This window comes from Thalassolituus sp. LLYu03, assembly GCF_050507655.1.
In the GTDB taxonomy this organism is placed as follows: domain Bacteria; phylum Pseudomonadota; class Gammaproteobacteria; order Pseudomonadales; family Oceanobacteraceae; genus Venatoribacter.
The window spans coordinates 219203-235286 of record NZ_CP191496.1 but is presented as its reverse complement, the minus strand read 5'-3'; the positions used below and the strand labels follow the sequence as shown (position 1 = coordinate 235286).

Below are 16084 nucleotides of genomic sequence, written 5' to 3'. Positions count from 1 at the left end.
GCACCATCAGCGGAAAGCGTCGGCCATATAACCCAGCGCGGTGTGCTGGGTCATGTCCATCTGAATCGGGCTGATGGAAACGCGGCCCTGTTCGATGGCGTAAAAATCGGTTCCGGGACCCGCGTCTGCCACATCACCGGCGGCGGAAATCCAGTAGCACTCTTTGCCACGAGGATTGGTCGTCATCACCGGGTTGTCGGATTTATTGCGGTGCCCGAGGCGGGTGATCTCTGTACCGGTGAGCTGGTCATAAGGACGGTCCGGCACGTTGATATTGATGATGCTGTTGGGCGGTAACTGCAGGCTTTCAATCTTCGGCAGCAGTTCTAGCAATACGCGCGCGGCGGTATCAAAGTGGGTTTTACCGCACAGGCTGATGGCCACTGGCGTTTTACTGAGGAAACGACCTTCCATCGCCGCGGCCACGGTGCCGGAATAAATCACGTCGTCGCCCAGGTTAGCGCCCGAGTTAATGCCGGCAATCACGCGCTCACATTCGTCTTTAAAGAAGGCATTAATGCCCAGATGCACGCAGTCGGTCGGAGTACCGTTAATACTCACCGAGCCGTTTTCCAGGTGCACCGGATGCAGTGGACGGTCCAGCGTCAGAGAATTACTGGCACCGCTGCGGTCGCGGTCGGGAGCGACCACACACACCGCAAACCCCGCCTGTTGCAGAGCACTGGTCAGCGTACGCAGGCCGGGAGCATGAACTCCATCATCATTCGACAGCATCAGCTTCATCGCTGCTTTTCCTTTCCGGCTCCTGAGTTTGCATAATTTCGCGGATCACAGAGGTCGCATAATAACCGGCAGGCAGTGAAAACGTCAGCACTAAATCCTGACCGGCCGCGCCTTGCTGCCATTCCCAGCTGAGACCATGCGGCAGCGATGCCACCGCCCGGCGCTCCTGCTTAAGACCGGCGTGTTCCATACCATCGCACAGATCGGCGTAGCGCCCGGCGACTTCGCTTTCCAGCGCCAGCGCATCGTCGGTGGTTGCCAGACGACCGCGCCCCCACAGAGGGGCGGTCACCTGTCCCTGCTCATCGGTCAGATCACCGGCCAGCGACTGACCCCAGAGTCCGCGACGGATACGTTCGGCCAGTACCTCGTTGAATATCAACGAACGTACCGCCGACAGATAAATGCTTTTCTTGGACGGATTACGCACGCGGATTTCACCGGCCAGCATGGCGCGACCGGATTCAATGTTATTGCCGTCGTGGCCGAAACGCTGTTCACCGAAGTAATTCGGTACGCCCTGATCACGCACCAGCTGCAGATTGCGCTCGACCGCGGCGACATCGCCCTGCACATCGCGCAGGCGCAGCACAAAACGATTGCCGAGCAGATCGCCACGGCGCAGCTTTTTGTTGTGGCGCGCCTGAGTCTGCACCGTCATTTCGGCGTCATTCATCTGGCTGAAATCCGGATTCTGTCCTTTGGGCAGATACACGCTGAACCACTGACGGGTGATGGCGTTGCGGTCTTTCATACCGGCAAAGCCCACGTCCATTTCTTTCACGCCGGCAAACTCGGCCAGACGCTTGGCAATCCAGACGGTGTTGGCTCCGTTCTTTTCGATGTGCAGCCACACGTGCTCACCCTCACCGCCCGGCATGGCCAGCGGTAATTCATCAACGCGGAAATCGTCGTTCTGGGTTTTCAGCGTGCCGCGCGCTTCGCTCAGCGGATAGGCCGTTGGCCATTCAGGTAACCGGCTCATACGTGCTCCGCTGTCATTAACAAGGCAACGGCTTCCACGGCAATGCCTTCTTTGCGCCCGGTGAAGCCCAGTTTTTCGGTGGTGGTGGCTTTCACGTTGACATCGTCCAGCCGCACTTTCAGATCGGCGGCAATGCATTCGCGCATGGCCTGAATGTGCGGTGCCATTTTCGGCGCCTGAGCAATGATGGTGATGTCGACATTACCGACGCGGTAGCCTTTGTCTTCAATCAGACCAACCACATGACGCAAAAGGCCCCGGCTGTCGGCGCCGGCATAAGCTGCATCGGTGTCAGGAAAATGCTGGCCGATATCGCCCAGCGCGGCGGCACCGAGCAGCGCATCGGCCAGTGCGTGCAGAGCAACGTCGCCATCGGAGTGGGCTTTCAGGCCGTGGCTGTGCGGGATACGGACGCCGCCCATGGTAATAAAATCGCCTTCTTCAAAGGCATGAACGTCAAAACCGTGACCAATACGCATGGTGTTTAACCCCGGGATAAAAAGAATGCTGCCAGCGCCAGATCTTCCGGTCGCGTGACTTTAATATTGTCGGCCCGCCCTTCCACCAGCAGGGGCTTCTGCCCCATGTGCTCGATGGCGGACGCTTCATCGGTGACTTCCGAACCGTCACGCAGGCACTGTTCCAGCGCCTGCTTCAGCTGGCCGTAGCGGAACACCTGCGGTGTCAGCGCATGCCACAGCTGGTGACGATCAACGGTATGATCAATAACCGCAAGGCCCTCTGCCTGAGTGCCGCGCTTCATGGTATCGCGCACCGGCACCGCCAGAATGGCGCCCGGGTCCTGCAATTCAGCCAATAACACATCCAGGTCGTTGTGCCGCAGACACGGACGCGCCACATCGTGCACCACCACCCAGTCGTCATCCGCCGCCAGACCGTTCAGTGCCGCCAGACCGTTTAATACCGAATAGCAGCGTTCACTGCCGCCGTCGGCACGAATAATCCGCGGGTCGGTAAAATAGCGGCTTTCACCCCAGTAAGGATCCTCAGGCGACAACACCAGCACGGTTTTTTCAAACGCCGGATACGACAACATCACCTCAAGGGTGTGATCCATCAGATAGCGGCCGTTCAGGCTGAGGTATTGTTTCGGACGGTCGGCCTTCATGCGGCTGCCAACCCCGGCGGCCGGCAGAATGGGCCAGTATTTAGCGCGGACTGTCATGGTTTGCGGGCAGGTTCCGGGTCAACAAACAGAATAAAGCTTTCACCCTGACGCACCAGCCCCAGCTCTTCGCGGGCCTTTTCTTCGAGCAACGAGGTGCCGCTGCGCAGATCGTCGACTTCGGCCATCAGCGAATCGTTTTCGCCCTGCTGAACGTCGTTGTCCTGATGCAACTTGGCAATTTTCTGCTCCAGCGCGCGCGAGGAAACCACGCCGGCGTCACCCAGCCAGATGCGGTATTGCAGAATCAGTAACAGCAATACAGGAACCGCGATCATCAGCAGTAATTTCAGATGGGGGGCGAGCTTATCCGTCATGTCTTTGGCCCCGGGGCCGTTGGTGATTTTCAGGGCGATATATAAACAAAAAACGGGCCTGAAAGCCCGTTTTTTGCTTAAAGGCCTGCCCTCGCTGAGAGGGCTGAGCCTGTTATCGGTCAAAAGTGGTTCAGGCAAGACGCTGGATTTGTGGCCTAACAGGTTAAGCGAGAATCCAGCAACACAGCATGTACCGCTTTTGACCATAACCGTCAGGCTGATAACTGGTTGCTACATCACGCTGAGTGGAACACCCCCAGCAGTAATAAACCAGAATCAGCAGGCCTGCTCACTTAGCGTGGACAGGCCTTTTCTATTACTGACCTTTGATCTCGGAGCGACCTTTGTATGGGGCCTTGGCACCCAGTTGTTCTTCGATGCGCAGCAGACGGTTGTACTTGGATACACGGTCTGAACGGCACAGAGAACCAGTCTTGATCTGACCTGCCGCAGTACCAACCGCCAGATCGGCGATGGTGCTGTCTTCGGTTTCACCAGAACGGTGAGAGATCACAGCGGTGTAGCCTGCGTCTTTCGCCATTTTGATCGCGTCCAGAGTTTCGGACAGAGAGCCGATCTGGTTGAACTTGATCAGGATGGAGTTACCGATGCCTTTTTCGATGCCTTCTTTCAGGATCTTGGTGTTGGTTACGAACAGGTCGTCGCCCACCAGCTGAACTTTGGCACCCAGTTTTTCGGTCTGGTATTTCCAGCCAGCCCAGTCAGATTCGTCCTGACCGTCTTCGATAGAAACGATCGGGTACTGAGCACACAGGTCAGCCAGGTAGTCAGAGAAACCTTCGGAGGTGAAGACTTTGCCTTCGCCTTTCAGGTCGTACTTGCCGTCTTTGTAGAATTCGGAAGACGCACAGTCCAGTGCCAGAGTCACGTTGTTGCCCAGTTCATAGCCTGCAGCAGAAACGGCTTCTTTAATCGCAGCCAGCGCATCGGCGTTAGACGCCAGGTTAGGCGCGAAACCACCTTCGTCACCAACGGCAGTGTTCAGACCCTGAGAGGACAGCACTTTCTTCAGTGAGTGGAAGATTTCGGCGCCGCAACGCAGAGCTTCAGCGAAGGTAGGCGCGCCAACTGGCTGTACCATGAATTCCTGAATGTCGACGTTGTTGTCGGCGTGCTCACCACCGTTGATGATGTTCATCATTGGCACTGGCATAGAGTACACGCCTGAAGTGCCGTTGATGTCAGCGATGTGAACGTACAGTTCTACGCCTTTTGCAGCAGCAGCGGCTTTGGCAGCGGCCAGGGAGACAGCCAGAATGGCGTTGGCGCCCAGCTTGGATTTGTTCTCGGTACCGTCCAGCGCCAGCATGGCATTGTCCAGAGCACGCTGATCCAGCGCATCCATACCCAGCAGCGCGTTTTTGATGTCGCCGTTGATGTTGGCAACCGCTTTCAGAACGCCTTTGCCCAGGTAACGGGATTTATCGCCGTCACGTAGTTCCAGTGCTTCACGGGTACCGGTTGATGCACCGCTTGGCGCGCATGCAGTACCGAAGAAGCCACCTTCCAGGGTAACGTCGGCTTCAACGGTCGGGTTGCCGCGGGAGTCCAGCACTTCGCGTGCTTTGATATCGATAATCTTCGCCATGGTTGTCTCCACAATCAGAGGCTTTTTCTATTTAAACGTGTATTAACGGGATTCTTTATGTTCAAAGGCCGCAGCGATAAAGGCTGAGAACAGGCCATGACCATCACGCGGAGTCGAAGTAAATTCCGGGTGGAACTGACAACCCACAAACCATGGGTGATCCGGAACCTCAACCACTTCCACCAGCTCGCCATCGACGGAACGACCCGCGATACGCAGACCCGCTTTCTCCAGTTCAGGCACCAGAGAGGAGTTCACTTCGTAGCGGTGACGGTGACGTTCAAGGATCACGTCTTTGCCATAGGCTTTGGCGGTGTTGGAGCCCGGAGTCAGCATGCACTCCTGGCCACCCAGACGCATGGTGCCGCCCAGGTCAGAATTCTCGTCGCGGGTTTCCACGTTACCGGAAGCATCCTGCCACTCGGTGATCAGACCAACCACGGGGTGCTTGCTGTCGTGGGTAAACTCGGTGGATTGCGCATCGGTCCAGCCCACCACGTTACGGGCGTATTCAATAACCGCCACCTGCATACCCAGACAGATGCCCAGATAAGGAATTTTGTTTTCACGGGCGTACTGAACCGTGCGGATTTTGCCTTCCACACCACGGTTACCGAAACCACCCGGAACCAGAATCGCGTCCACATCGGACAGCACATCAGTGCCTTTACGCTCGATGTCTTCGGCGTCGATGTAGCGGATGTTCACTTTGGACTTGTGATGAATACCGGCGTGACCGATGGCTTCGATCAGCGACTTATAGGCATCCAGCAGATCCATGTACTTGCCGACCATGGCGATGGTCACTTCTCTTTCCGGGTTCAGCTTGGCATCTACCACGCCGTCCCACTCGGACAGGTCAGCTTCTTTACAGGTCAGGTCGAATTTCTCAACGATCAGATCATCCAGACCCGCTTCATGCAGCATGCGCGGAATCTTGTAGATGGTCTCGGCGTCTTCCAGCGGAATAACGGCACGCTCTTCAACGTTGGTGAACAGCGCAATCTTACGCAGGGAAGATGCATCAATTTTGTGGTCGGAACGACAGATCAGTACGTCTGGCTGCAGACCAATGGTGCGCATCTCTTTTACTGAGTGCTGAGTCGGTTTGGTCTTGGTTTCGCCAGCGGTAGCGATGTAAGGAACCAGGGTCAGGTGCAGAGACAGAGCGCGCTTGGAGCCCAGTTCCACTTTCATCTGACGTACAGCTTCCAGGAATGGCTGGGATTCGATGTCACCCACAGTGCCGCCGATTTCCACCAGCGCCACATCAGAACCTTCGGCGCCTTCCAGCACACGACGCTTGATTTCGTCAGTGATGTGCGGAATCACCTGCACAGTACCGCCCAGATAGTCACCACGACGCTCTTTCGCCAGCACGTCGGTGTAGATACGACCTGTGGTGAAGTTATTGCGACGGGACATGGTGGTACGGATGAAACGCTCATAGTGACCCAGATCGAGGTCGGTTTCCGCGCCATCATTGGTCACGAAGACTTCACCGTGCTGGAACGGGCTCATGGTGCCCGGGTCCACGTTGATATAAGGGTCCAGCTTGAGCATAGTCACCTTGAGGCCCCGGGCTTCCAGAATGGCAGCCAGAGATGCAGAAGCGATGCCTTTCCCCAAAGAAGAAACAACACCGCCCGTGACAAAGATAAATCGTGTCATAGAAGGTCCGCGAAACGAGAATTGAAATCAAAACGGAAGGTGTAGAACCTTCGCTCAAGATGGGGGGGCAGAATACCAGAACCCTCCCGCCGGGTAAAACAAAAGGCACTGTTAAGAGGCATTTTTCTTTGCTAGATTGCTGCGTTTTAACACTGATTCCTCAGGCTAGTTCATGACCCGCCTCAGCGCCGCTTACTGCAACCTGACTCTTGCGTCCACAGCCTCCCGTAAATGGCTGGGCTGGCACCTGTCTGCGGCCCTGCGGGAATCGGTGACGATCCACTGATTCTCCCCACCGGCTGCAGTGCTCTGCGGCCGGAACCTCAACGCCCATCACTGCAGTCAGTCTTAACCCCAAAAGGAAGCTGGCAATGACTGACACCGACCGATCCCAACCACTGGCGCACACCACAGTAACCACCCGCTACGGCCTGACGCTGGCCCTCAGTGCTGCGTTTCTGTTCTCGACCAAGCCCATCCTGATCAAATGGCTGTATGAACTCGGCATGAGTTCACTGCCCCTGATGTGGCTGCGGATGATGATGGCCATGCCTGTGTATCTGGTGGTGGGCTGGATCGCGTGGCGGAAACTGGCCGACAAACCCGCCCTGCCGCAGATGCTGCAGGCCGCCGGTATCGGTTTGCTGGGCTACTGGCTGGCGTCGTTTCTCGACCTGAAAGGTCTGGAGTACGTGTCCGCGCAACTGGAGCGGCTCACCCTCTACGCCTACCCCACCCTGGTTGTGCTTCTGGGCGCGGCGTTCTTCGGTCAGCCGTTCGGCAAACAACAGAGCATCGCCTTGCTGCTTACTTACGGCGGCCTGCTGCTGGTGTTCGGCCATGATTTCACCCTGAGTCGTGAACAGGGCGACGTCACCACCGGCACCCTGCTGATACTGGCCAGTGCGCTGTCGTTCGCCCTCTACATTCTGTTCAGCAAGAAAGCCATCGCGCAGATGGGCAGCCTGCTGTTCACCAGCGTTGCGATGGGTGCCGCCGGTTTGGCCACCGCCGTGCATTACGGTCTGGCAGAGGGTATCGAACTGCCGCCCATGAACAGCGCCCGCTGGAGCGGCACCATTGCCCTGACCCTGTTCGCCACCGTACTGCCCTCGTTTATGGTCAGCGAAGCCATTCGCCGTATCGGCCCGGCCAAAGCGGCGGTCAGCGGCACCATAGGCCCGGTGATGACCACAGTGATGGCGGTTGTATTGCTCGGAGAACCCTTCGGTTGGCTGACCGCCATTGGCATGGCGCTGGTGATGCTGGGCGTGCGGCGGTTGCAGAAATAGCCACACAAAAGGTGATCCGTTCCACGACTTTGCCTGTCATACCGATCACAGATCTTGCTAGTGTGTAAATTATCTGCAAAATCGCCGATCCCACACTCTACCAAGGACAGATATGAGAACGGACCACCTTCTCCCCGTGATGACCCTATCCTGCGTGCTGGCCGCCTGCGGCGGCTCAGGCTCCGGGGACAGTAACTCCCAACCGACCGCCAGCTCCGCCAATCTTACGGCGACTGAAGATATCGCGATTCAGCACCAGGTGCTTGCCAATGACGCTGACGGTGACTCGCTGACTTACATACTTGGCAACATGCCCACCAACGGCGACGCTGTCATCAGCTCCTCAGGTCTGATCACTTACACCCCCGCAAGCAACTACCATGGAGCGGACGCACTCTCTGTCGTGGTCAGTGATGGTAAAAGCGATGTCATCGCCGACTTTAATATAAGCGTTACTGCCGTGAATGACGCTCCCGAGTTCAACAATGGTACGGCACAGAATCTGACGGCAAGCGAAGATCAGACAATGACGACCAACATTGTCGCTTCCGATGTGGATGATGCTAACGAAGATCTGACCTATCGCCTCAGCACCACTGCTCAACATGGGGAAGCGACCCTCTCTGAAGCTGGCGAACTCACATACACGCCTGCAACTGATTTCAACGGCAGTGATTCTGTTTCTGTAGAAGTCAGCGATGGCGAGCTCAGCACAACAGCTACCCTGACCATTAATGTGACTCCGGTAAACGATGCACCACAAGCTCAGGTAAACAGCTTTTCAACCCGGGATAACCAAACTCTGAGCGGCACTCTGGCAGCAACCGATATTGACGGTGACGAGCTGGCCTTCTCATTACCTGAAAATCAGACACTACCGGACCACGTGAGTCTGACACTTAATACCGACGGCACTTTCAGCTACCAAAGCACAGCCACAACAAATGGTTTCGAAACCATTCAGGTGAATGTCTCTGACGGTATCAGCACGATACAAACGACCGTCAGCTTCACGACCGTGACCGACAAACTGCTTACCGATCAATGGCACCTGCACAACACTGGACAGAATGCTTACTCTGATGACAGTGGGACTGCGGGGCATGACATCAATATCGGCAACCTGCATATCAATGGCACAACAGGCAGTGGCGTTAAAGTGGCTGTTGTGGATTCAGGTCTCGAAATAAACCATGAAGACCTGAGTGCCAACGTACTGGCCGGGCGCTCATACGACTATGTAAATGGTGATACCGACCCGACTCCTGCGGATAACGGCGGAGATCACGGCACCTCGGTTGCCGGTTTAATCGCAGCAAAGGCGTTCAATGCCATTGGTGGACGAGGCGTCGCTCCCGATGCAAGCCTGATGGGGTTCAACTGGTTGGAAACGCAATTGCTCGATGAGTGGGAAAATAATCATGGCGGGAGCCAGACTGACGATGTTCAGATCGTGAATCAAAGTTACGGAGCCAACATAACCGGCCCTCAAAACTTTTTTGACACCTGGAACAATGCAGCTGAAGCGCATCTTAAAAGTGTGATGAGCGCAAACAACTCTGGTAAAGGCATATTGATGTTGAAAGCGGCCGGAAACTCCTTCGGCTATGTCGGCACCTCAATGCAAATTTTAGGCAACAATATTGATGTTGTTGCCTCTGAGTACGCAGCCGATGACTCTACCCCCCCTCTGAGCGCACATATTTCTGGTGTTGAACCAGAATCATCCAGCTTCTATCAAACGGTCATCTCCGCACTAAACGCCAGTGCGGCAGATCCTCTGGCGTCCTACTCCAGTGTCGGAGCATCGGTATGGGTATCAGCGCCAGGCGGTGAAGACGGTGATGCACAGCCTGCCATGATCACTACAGATCTGACCGGCTGCGCTCGCGGCTATGCACAGTACGGTGAAGATGGCTTTAACGGAGGGACTACGGAAAATACCGACTGTAACTACACCTCCACGTTCAACGGCACCTCATCGGCTACCCCGGTCGTTTCTGGCGTTGCCGCATTAATTATGGCAAGTAACGATAGCCTGAGCTGGCGGGATGTACGCCATATTCTGGCAACAACAGCCAAGAAAGTTGATCCAAACTTTACTCCGGTTGAAATTATCAATGGGGCCGAAACCTTTGTTGCCGAACCCGGCTGGATAACCAACAGCGCAGGCTACCATTTCCACAACTGGTATGGTTTCGGCATGGTTGATGCCACAGCGGCAGTCGATATGGCCACATCTCATTCCTACTCATTACTTCCTTCGGTTGTTGAAACGGACTTTATTTCGTCGGCAAATACAAGTGCCGTACCGATTCCTGAAGGAAACACCGGCACAAGCAAAGGTATTTACGTCAGTAACAGATTAACCGTCGAGTCTGTGCAGCTTAAAATAAGTACAACCCATGGCCGTGATGCGGACCTTGCTATCGAACTGACGTCACCGACCGGTACTAAATCGATGATTTTGCCTCCTCGCAGTCTGCTGGTAATGGATCAGGATGACAGCGAAAGCGCAGACTTCAACAACACCGTTTTACTGAGTAATGCATTCTACGGAGAGGCTTCAGAAGGCACCTGGACGGTGAAAATCACTGATACCAACAGCGGATATTTCAGGTTTTACATTCACCGTACCAATGAAAATGACTGGCTGTATTACGACTCACCAAACAACAGCTCAACAGGCACCCTTACCAGCGTAGCGCTGCGAATTTACGGACACTGATTTAAGGACGACATAACTATGAATACTATTAGGATTGCTATTCTTGGCACATTGCTTGTTTGCGGAAGTGTCCAGGCCGACATAAAGGCACAGCTACTGAGCATGAGCAAAAGCCCGGCGCCTCTCACAGAAAAAGCTGGCGCGATTCAGGATGAGACTACAGACCATCTCAAACTGGACACAAGCGTTGTTGTTGAAAGTGCCGGCAAACACTTCTCGCCGCTGGTATTGACCATCAGCCCCATGAACAGCGAGCGCAAACAGGGACTGTTTAAAGGCCAGCTGATGCAGACCGAGAACAAACGCACCACCGGAAAAATAACCGGCGCTATCATGGTAAAAACCACGGCGGCAACGCTGAATGTTAAAGGTGCCAGCGAAACCCGTTTTGGCAGCGAATACATCCTGCTAAGTTTCGACGATTCCACAGAACTTCTGGCTGCACTTGAGCAGCTGAAAAGCCGAAGTGATATTGAATCGGCGGAGCTGGAGATCAACACCAAACGCTACTCACCGAAGTAATTTGTAAAATAAAAAGCCAGCATTTGCTGGCTTTTTATTTCATAGCGTTGCATCACAATCTGCGGCGCGGAGTCATTAAATGCCGTTATTCAGAAACAGCGGCGACGTCAGGCTCAATACACAGCCCTTCCATACGCACTTCATTGATGTAATGAAGAAACTTGGGAGTGACCGCAAATTGCGTGGAAATACCGGTAATGTCGCCGCTGCACTGCGACAGCAATCGCTGGCGGGCGGTTTCTACGTAGTCTGAATTGGTGGAAAAGAACACCACACTCTGACTCGCCGAAGCAAATACAGGACGCGCGGTAAACCCCGCTGGTACAGCTTCCTGTGGATTCAGGTTCTGCGCAAACACCCGCGCCTCAGCCGGAGCGACCAGCATCAGCGCAAGCAGAAGCGATGAGGTTAAGCGGATCATCCTTCACTCCCGCTCAGGCAAAAGCCTTCAACATTCACGCGTCGCACCAGAACCGGGAAAAAAAAGACGCTGTCGAACTTGGTCAGAATGCCCTGCACTTTACCGTCCGGACACTGAGCCTTCAGATCATCAACGGCAACGTTGACGAAGCCATTACTGAACGCGATGCCGAGCAAGCTCCATTGTGACGAATCGGCACTGACCTGCTTGTTACGATCGGCCGGAATAGCCGTCTGGGAAACCGAATTCAGGCTGACACAACCGGTCAGAACATAAGCGGACAACAAGAATACTGAAATGCGTTTTAACATGAATAAGTCCCTTTACAGCTGGGCGCCGGCGTCTGCGGCTTGTTCAGAATGGATACAGTCGGCATCAAAGCCGAATTTAAAGCTCTGATAAAAGAGGTAATCGTAATACTCATTGACCGCGCGGAAGTTGGTCAGCGTGCCATCCGGGCACAAGGATTCCTGTAAGGCTTTCCAGTCGACGCCACCACTCAGCTCCGAGCGGGTAACCACACGGCCGTCGGCGGTGGACAGAGAAACCGCCGTCGCCACCAGTAACGCGGCCAGCCCCAGCTTGGAATCACCCGTTGCCCGTGCCGCATCTGAGATGGCTACGGTGTCCACGGCGCCTTCGCTCAGGCGGATCTCAACCGGTGTCACCCGTTGTCCGGCCATAGCCGTCTGATCCAGATCATTCAGTTGCCATGCGGTCAGGTTGGCGCAGCCAACCGACACACTGCAGAGCAGGGCAACGGCACAGAATCGCTTCTTCAATTCGATAGTCCCTTATGTTGAAAAGCGCACAGTATCAGGAGTTATTGTTAAATCAATGGATCAGCATGCCATTGGCAGCAACACACTTTTCGCCTCGGCCAACGCAGCCTGACGCAACTGTTTCATTAACCCGCTTTCGGTCTGCCAATAATGCCAGTACAAGGGCACATCCAGATGGTAGCCCGGCACCACGTCCACCAGTTCGCCGTTCTGCAAATGGTGCGCGACCTGAATCTGCGGAATCATGCCGTAGCCAAGCCCTGCCAGCGTCATGCGCACAAAGCCTCCTGAAGAGGGGCAGTAATGGGTGCGCAAAGGCTCCGCATGATCCGGTGAAACCGTCTGCAGAAATCGGTGCTGCAGACGGTCGTCGCTGCTGAAAATCAGTGCCGGCAACGCCGCCAGCAAGCCGGGTTTGCGCCGGTTGCGCGCGGTAATACCGAAGCGCTGCAGAAAATCCGGACTGGCCAGCGCGCGGTAACGCATTACGCCCAGAGGCTGACACAAGCCACCGTTCACCGGCGACGGCGACGCACAGACGCAGGCCATCACTTCGCCATTGCGCATGCGTTTCAGGCCGACGTCCTGATCCTCGACGATCAGTTCGAAATCCATGCGCTCGTAATCACGGCTGTTCAGCAGGGCCTGCGCCAGCCAGGTGTCGAGCGTATCGGCATTCACCGCCAGCCGGATGCGGCTGGAGGCTTCGTCTTCCTGCGGCAATACCAGACTCTGTTCCAGCTGCTGCACCTGCTGCAGATGGTTGGTCAGTCGCTGGCCGAGGTCGGTCAGGCGCGGCGGAGTCGTGCGCAATAACACCGGCTGCCCGAGTTTGTATTCCAACTGACGGATACGCTGGCTCACCGCCGACTGGCTGATGTTCAGCCGCTGAGCGGCACGCTCAAATCCGCGGTACTCAATAACGGCGGTCAGGGCTTCAAGAGCTCGGTAATCAATCATAAGCCTTACTAATGTCTCATAAGATTTATTACATAGACTGATAGTAGCAAGTCACTTATTGTCGCGCCATTCACCCCTTGCCGGACGCTCATCGTGCTCCCTTTTCCTTTCGACTTCGCACCGGTTCTGACCGGTTTCTTAACGGCCATCGGCCTGATCGTTGCCATCGGCGCCCAGAACGCCTGGGTGCTGAACAAATGCCTGCATAATGAAAATCCGCGCGCCATCATTGCCGTGTGTATCACCATCGACAGCGTGCTTATTTTTACCGGCGTATTTTTTATGAATCACGTGCAGGAAAAGCTGCCGTTGCTGACGCCTGTGTTTACCTGGCTGGCGGTAGGCATTCTGCTGTGGATGAGCCTGCACGCCATGCAACGTATCTGGCACAGCAGTGGCGGCAGCTTAGTGGCGAGCGGTGATGTACAGCGCGGCAGCCCATGGCAGGCGGCTGGTCAGGCCATGCTGATTTCGTTGCTGAATCCGCATGTGTATCTCGATACCGTGGTGCTGATCGGCAGTGTCGGCTCGCAGCAATCGTCGCCGGTTTTGTTTGCCGTCGGTGCTTCGTTCGCGTCGTTTATGTGGTTCAGTTCGCTGGCACTGGGCGCCAAACAGTTGCGCAAAACCCTGAGTTCCCCGGCGCACTGGCGGGTGTTCGATGGCATTACCGCCGCCATCATGCTCTACATCGCCACCACACTGGCGATTCAGGCCAGCGGTTTATTCAGCGCCTGATATGCCAATAAAAAAGCACCGCGTGCGGTGCTTTTTTATGTCCGGTTCTTTCTTTAAAAAGAGTCAGACCGGATTGTCGATATCGACAAAATCCACTGTCACACCAAATTCGCCGGCCAGATATTCACCCAGCGCCTTCACGCCATAACGCTCTGTAGCGTGATGACCCGCGCTGAAAAAATGCGTGCCGGTTTCGCGTGCCAGATGCACCGCCGGTTCATTAATTTCACCGGTTAAAAAGGCATCCACGCCAGCATCTACCGCCAGCTGCAAATACCCCTGCGCGCCGCCGGTGCACCAGCCGATGGTTTCGATCACATCGGTTTCTTCGCCGATGTGCAGCGGTTCTCGCTGCAATGCATCGGCAATCCAGTCGCTGAATTCTTTGGCTGTCATGGGTTTCGGCAGACGGCCGATATTGCCCACCGAATACGGATCGGCCTCGTTCAGCAAACCGTCGGTCTGCAGGTTCAGAATATCCGCCAGCTGTGCGTTATTGCCGTACACCGGATGCGCATCCAGCGGCAGGTGGTAGGCAATCAGGTTAATGTCGTGCGTGAGCAGGGCTTTCAGCCGTTCTTTCTTCATACCAATGACACGCTCATCCTCGCCCCGCCAGAAATAGCCGTGATGCACGAGAATGGTATCCGCCCCCAGCGCGATAGCCTGATCGATCAACGCCTGGCTGGCCGTCACACCGGTGACGATACGGCTGATGTGCTCACGCCCCGCCACCTGCAGACCATTGGGGCAGTAATCGCGGAAACGGTTGGTTTGCAATAAAGCGTCAAGGTGCTTCAGGAGTTCTCGACGATTCAGCATCATGGGCCTCGGTTCTGATAACATTGCGTTTTCCGCAGTTTATGGGCTTGGTGGAGGTTCAGCAAATGCGCTCACTGCAGTCGGTCATTAACATCCTTGTCGTTCCGGCCCTGACCGGTCTGGCCGTCGCGCTGGCCGTGTTGCTGTGGGCGCCGGGACTGGTGTCACCGGCCCAGCCAACTGCGCTGACGTCTGAAGCTCCTGCTGCCGCTGAAAACGGTATCCTGCCGGCCAGCACAACGCCGTCCGCCATTACGCAGGGACCGGTCAGCTACGCCGATGCCGTCGACCGCGCGGCGCCGGCGGTGGTGAACATCTTCACCCGCAAAGTGGTGAAGCGGAAAACCCACCCGCTGTTCGATGATCCGTTTTTTCAGCGTTTTTTCCGCACCAATCCTCAGCCCAATGAGCGCATTCAGTCGAGTCTGGGTTCTGGCGTCATTATGTCGCCGGACGGTTATGTGCTGACCAACAACCACGTGATCAACGGCGCCGACCAGATTGTGGTAGCCCTGCACGATGGCCGTGACGTCAACGCCCGCATTGTCGGCACCGACCCGGAAGCCGACCTTGCGGTACTGAAAATTGAACTGGCCGACCTGCCCTACATTCAGGTCGCACAAAATACCAACCTGCGCATCGGCGACGTGGTGATGGCCATCGGTAATCCGTTCGGTGTCGGCCAGACGGTGACGCTCGGCATAGTGTCGGCCACCGGCCGTAACCAACTGGGCATCAATACCTACGAAAATTACATTCAGACCGACGCCGCCATTAACCCGGGTAATTCCGGTGGTGCACTGATTAACGCCATGGGCGAACTGGTGGGTATTAACACCGCCATTTATTCCAAATCCGGTGGCAGTCAGGGCATTGGCTTTGCTATTCCGGCGTCGGTTGCGACCCGCACCCTGACCGACATCGCCACCCACGGCACCACTATCCGGGGCTGGCTGGGCATCGAAGTGCAGGAATCCTCGCCACAATTACTGGAAGCTCTGGGCTTACCCCAGGCGTTAACCGGCCTGATCGTCACCGGCATTTATCCGGATGGTCCAGCCGATGCCGCCAAACTGGCGATCGGCGATATTCTGGTAAAAATTAACGGACAGGACGCCGCCAATGCACGCGCCGCCATGAACCAGATTGCCGCACTGCGTCCGGGCGACGGCATTGATCTGGAAATGATCCGGGCTGGCCAGACGATGAAAACCCACGCCACCGCCGGCCTGCGGGAATCACATCAGACACCGGCCGCTGCACAGTAATCATCAGGACACTTAGCCGACCAAAATCAGCCGCTCAGG

The 16084-nt window shown here is 55.8% G+C and carries 17 protein-coding genes; 5 read left to right on the top strand and 12 right to left on the bottom strand.

Annotated features, from left to right (window positions below):
* Positions 1 to 6: 6 nt before the first annotated feature.
* From surE to ACQUQU_RS01110, 7 genes are all read right to left on the bottom strand, one after another.
* Positions 7 to 744: a 5'/3'-nucleotidase SurE gene (gene surE, locus ACQUQU_RS01140; RefSeq protein ID WP_430461413.1), complete on the bottom strand. Its 738-nt coding sequence runs from the start codon at positions 742 to 744 to the stop codon at positions 7 to 9.
* Positions 722 to 1729 (bottom strand): tRNA pseudouridine(13) synthase TruD, encoded by a 1008-nt coding sequence (gene truD / locus ACQUQU_RS01135; RefSeq protein WP_430461412.1) that lies wholly within the window; start codon positions 1727 to 1729, stop codon positions 722 to 724. Before truD ends, surE begins: the two co-directional genes overlap by 23 nt.
* Positions 1726 to 2208, bottom strand: a complete 483-nt coding sequence (ispF, locus tag ACQUQU_RS01130) for a 2-C-methyl-D-erythritol 2,4-cyclodiphosphate synthase (protein WP_430461411.1) — start codon at positions 2206 to 2208, stop codon at positions 1726 to 1728. The genes truD and ispF overlap by 4 nt, the downstream gene beginning before the upstream one ends.
* Before the next feature lie 5 nt (positions 2209 to 2213).
* Complete coding sequence (gene ispD / locus ACQUQU_RS01125; RefSeq protein WP_430461410.1) at positions 2214 to 2915, bottom strand: 2-C-methyl-D-erythritol 4-phosphate cytidylyltransferase; 702 nt, start codon at positions 2913 to 2915, stop codon at positions 2214 to 2216.
* On the bottom strand, positions 2912 to 3232 hold the full coding sequence (locus tag ACQUQU_RS01120) for an FtsB family cell division protein (protein WP_430461409.1): 321 nt from the start codon (positions 3230 to 3232) through the stop codon (positions 2912 to 2914). Before ACQUQU_RS01120 ends, ispD begins: the two co-directional genes overlap by 4 nt.
* A 316-nt stretch (positions 3233 to 3548) precedes the next feature.
* Positions 3549 to 4841, bottom strand: a complete 1293-nt coding sequence (eno, locus tag ACQUQU_RS01115; RefSeq protein WP_430461408.1) for a phosphopyruvate hydratase — start codon at positions 4839 to 4841, stop codon at positions 3549 to 3551.
* 42 nt (positions 4842 to 4883) lie between these two features.
* Complete coding sequence (locus tag ACQUQU_RS01110; protein ID WP_430461407.1) at positions 4884 to 6512, bottom strand: CTP synthase; 1629 nt, start codon at positions 6510 to 6512, stop codon at positions 4884 to 4886.
* A 371-nt stretch (positions 6513 to 6883) separates the two neighbouring features.
* On the opposite strand from ACQUQU_RS01110, the gene ACQUQU_RS01105 reads away from it, so the two are divergent.
* The 3 genes from ACQUQU_RS01105 to ACQUQU_RS01095 all read left to right on the top strand — a co-directional run bounded on the left by ACQUQU_RS01105 (position 6884) and on the right by ACQUQU_RS01095 (position 11054).
* Entirely contained in the window at positions 6884 to 7804 is a 921-nt protein-coding gene (locus tag ACQUQU_RS01105) for a DMT family transporter (RefSeq protein WP_430461406.1), read from the top strand.
* A gap of 139 nt (positions 7805 to 7943) precedes the next feature.
* Positions 7944 to 10532: a tandem-95 repeat protein gene (locus ACQUQU_RS01100; RefSeq protein WP_430463000.1), complete on the top strand. Its 2589-nt coding sequence runs from the start codon at positions 7944 to 7946 to the stop codon at positions 10530 to 10532.
* Positions 10533 to 10550: 18 nt separating this feature from the next.
* Entirely contained in the window at positions 10551 to 11054 is a 504-nt protein-coding gene (locus ACQUQU_RS01095) for a hypothetical protein (protein WP_430461405.1), read from the top strand.
* Positions 11055 to 11139: 85 nt separating this feature from the next.
* Here ACQUQU_RS01095 and ACQUQU_RS01090 read toward each other — a convergent pair whose 3' ends face one another.
* The 4 genes from ACQUQU_RS01090 to ACQUQU_RS01075 are packed head-to-tail and all read right to left on the bottom strand — an operon-like array spanning position 11140 to position 13217.
* Positions 11140 to 11475, bottom strand: a complete 336-nt coding sequence (locus ACQUQU_RS01090) for a hypothetical protein (protein ID WP_430461404.1) — start codon at positions 11473 to 11475, stop codon at positions 11140 to 11142.
* Positions 11472 to 11786 (bottom strand): hypothetical protein, encoded by a 315-nt coding sequence (locus tag ACQUQU_RS01085; RefSeq protein WP_430461403.1) that lies wholly within the window; start codon positions 11784 to 11786, stop codon positions 11472 to 11474. Before ACQUQU_RS01085 ends, ACQUQU_RS01090 begins: the two co-directional genes overlap by 4 nt.
* Before the next feature lie 12 nt (positions 11787 to 11798).
* A complete protein-coding gene (locus ACQUQU_RS01080; RefSeq protein ID WP_430461402.1) occupies positions 11799 to 12257 on the bottom strand; it encodes a hypothetical protein in 459 nt (152 codons plus the stop codon).
* 60 nt (positions 12258 to 12317) lie between these two features.
* Positions 12318 to 13217 (bottom strand): LysR family transcriptional regulator ArgP, encoded by a 900-nt coding sequence (locus tag ACQUQU_RS01075; RefSeq protein WP_430461401.1) that lies wholly within the window; start codon positions 13215 to 13217, stop codon positions 12318 to 12320.
* 93 nt (positions 13218 to 13310) lie between these two features.
* Between ACQUQU_RS01075 and ACQUQU_RS01070 the strand changes: the two genes are divergently transcribed.
* A complete protein-coding gene (locus ACQUQU_RS01070) occupies positions 13311 to 13955 on the top strand; it encodes a LysE/ArgO family amino acid transporter (RefSeq protein WP_430461400.1) in 645 nt (214 codons plus the stop codon).
* Positions 13956 to 14018: 63 nt separating this feature from the next.
* Here the strand turns inward: ACQUQU_RS01070 and ACQUQU_RS01065 are convergent, their stop codons facing one another.
* Positions 14019 to 14780 (bottom strand): Nif3-like dinuclear metal center hexameric protein, encoded by a 762-nt coding sequence (locus ACQUQU_RS01065; RefSeq protein WP_430461399.1) that lies wholly within the window; start codon positions 14778 to 14780, stop codon positions 14019 to 14021.
* 62 nt (positions 14781 to 14842) lie between these two features.
* Here ACQUQU_RS01065 and ACQUQU_RS01060 point away from each other — a divergent pair, with 62 nt between their 5' ends.
* Complete coding sequence (locus tag ACQUQU_RS01060; RefSeq protein WP_430461398.1) at positions 14843 to 16045, top strand: trypsin-like peptidase domain-containing protein; 1203 nt, start codon at positions 14843 to 14845, stop codon at positions 16043 to 16045.
* The last annotated feature ends 39 nt before the right edge of the window (positions 16046 to 16084 follow it).

Excerpts from the sequence above, each read along its gene's own strand:
- surE (WP_430461413.1), bottom strand. The coding sequence starts at position 744 with ATGAAGCTGATGCTGTCGAATGATGATGGAGTTCATGCTCCCGGCCTG.
- truD (WP_430461412.1), bottom strand. The coding sequence starts at position 1,729 with ATGAGCCGGTTACCTGAATGGCCAACGGCCTATCCGCTGAGCGAAGCG.
- ispF (WP_430461411.1), bottom strand. The coding sequence starts at position 2,208 with ATGCGTATTGGTCACGGTTTTGACGTTCATGCCTTTGAAGAAGGCGAT.
- ispD (WP_430461410.1), bottom strand. The coding sequence starts at position 2,915 with ATGACAGTCCGCGCTAAATACTGGCCCATTCTGCCGGCCGCCGGGGTT.
- ACQUQU_RS01120 (WP_430461409.1), bottom strand. The coding sequence starts at position 3,232 with ATGACGGATAAGCTCGCCCCCCATCTGAAATTACTGCTGATGATCGCG.
- eno (WP_430461408.1), bottom strand. The coding sequence starts at position 4,841 with ATGGCGAAGATTATCGATATCAAAGCACGCGAAGTGCTGGACTCCCGC.
- ACQUQU_RS01110 (WP_430461407.1), bottom strand. The coding sequence starts at position 6,512 with ATGACACGATTTATCTTTGTCACGGGCGGTGTTGTTTCTTCTTTGGGG.
- ACQUQU_RS01105 (WP_430461406.1), top strand. The coding sequence starts at position 6,884 with ATGACTGACACCGACCGATCCCAACCACTGGCGCACACCACAGTAACC.
- ACQUQU_RS01100 (WP_430463000.1), top strand. The coding sequence starts at position 7,944 with ATGACCCTATCCTGCGTGCTGGCCGCCTGCGGCGGCTCAGGCTCCGGG.
- ACQUQU_RS01095 (WP_430461405.1), top strand. The coding sequence starts at position 10,551 with ATGAATACTATTAGGATTGCTATTCTTGGCACATTGCTTGTTTGCGGA.
- ACQUQU_RS01090 (WP_430461404.1), bottom strand. The coding sequence starts at position 11,475 with ATGATCCGCTTAACCTCATCGCTTCTGCTTGCGCTGATGCTGGTCGCT.
- ACQUQU_RS01085 (WP_430461403.1), bottom strand. The coding sequence starts at position 11,786 with ATGTTAAAACGCATTTCAGTATTCTTGTTGTCCGCTTATGTTCTGACC.
- ACQUQU_RS01075 (WP_430461401.1), bottom strand. The coding sequence starts at position 13,217 with ATGATTGATTACCGAGCTCTTGAAGCCCTGACCGCCGTTATTGAGTAC.
- ACQUQU_RS01065 (WP_430461399.1), bottom strand. The coding sequence starts at position 14,780 with ATGATGCTGAATCGTCGAGAACTCCTGAAGCACCTTGACGCTTTATTG.
- ACQUQU_RS01060 (WP_430461398.1), top strand. The coding sequence starts at position 14,843 with ATGCGCTCACTGCAGTCGGTCATTAACATCCTTGTCGTTCCGGCCCTG.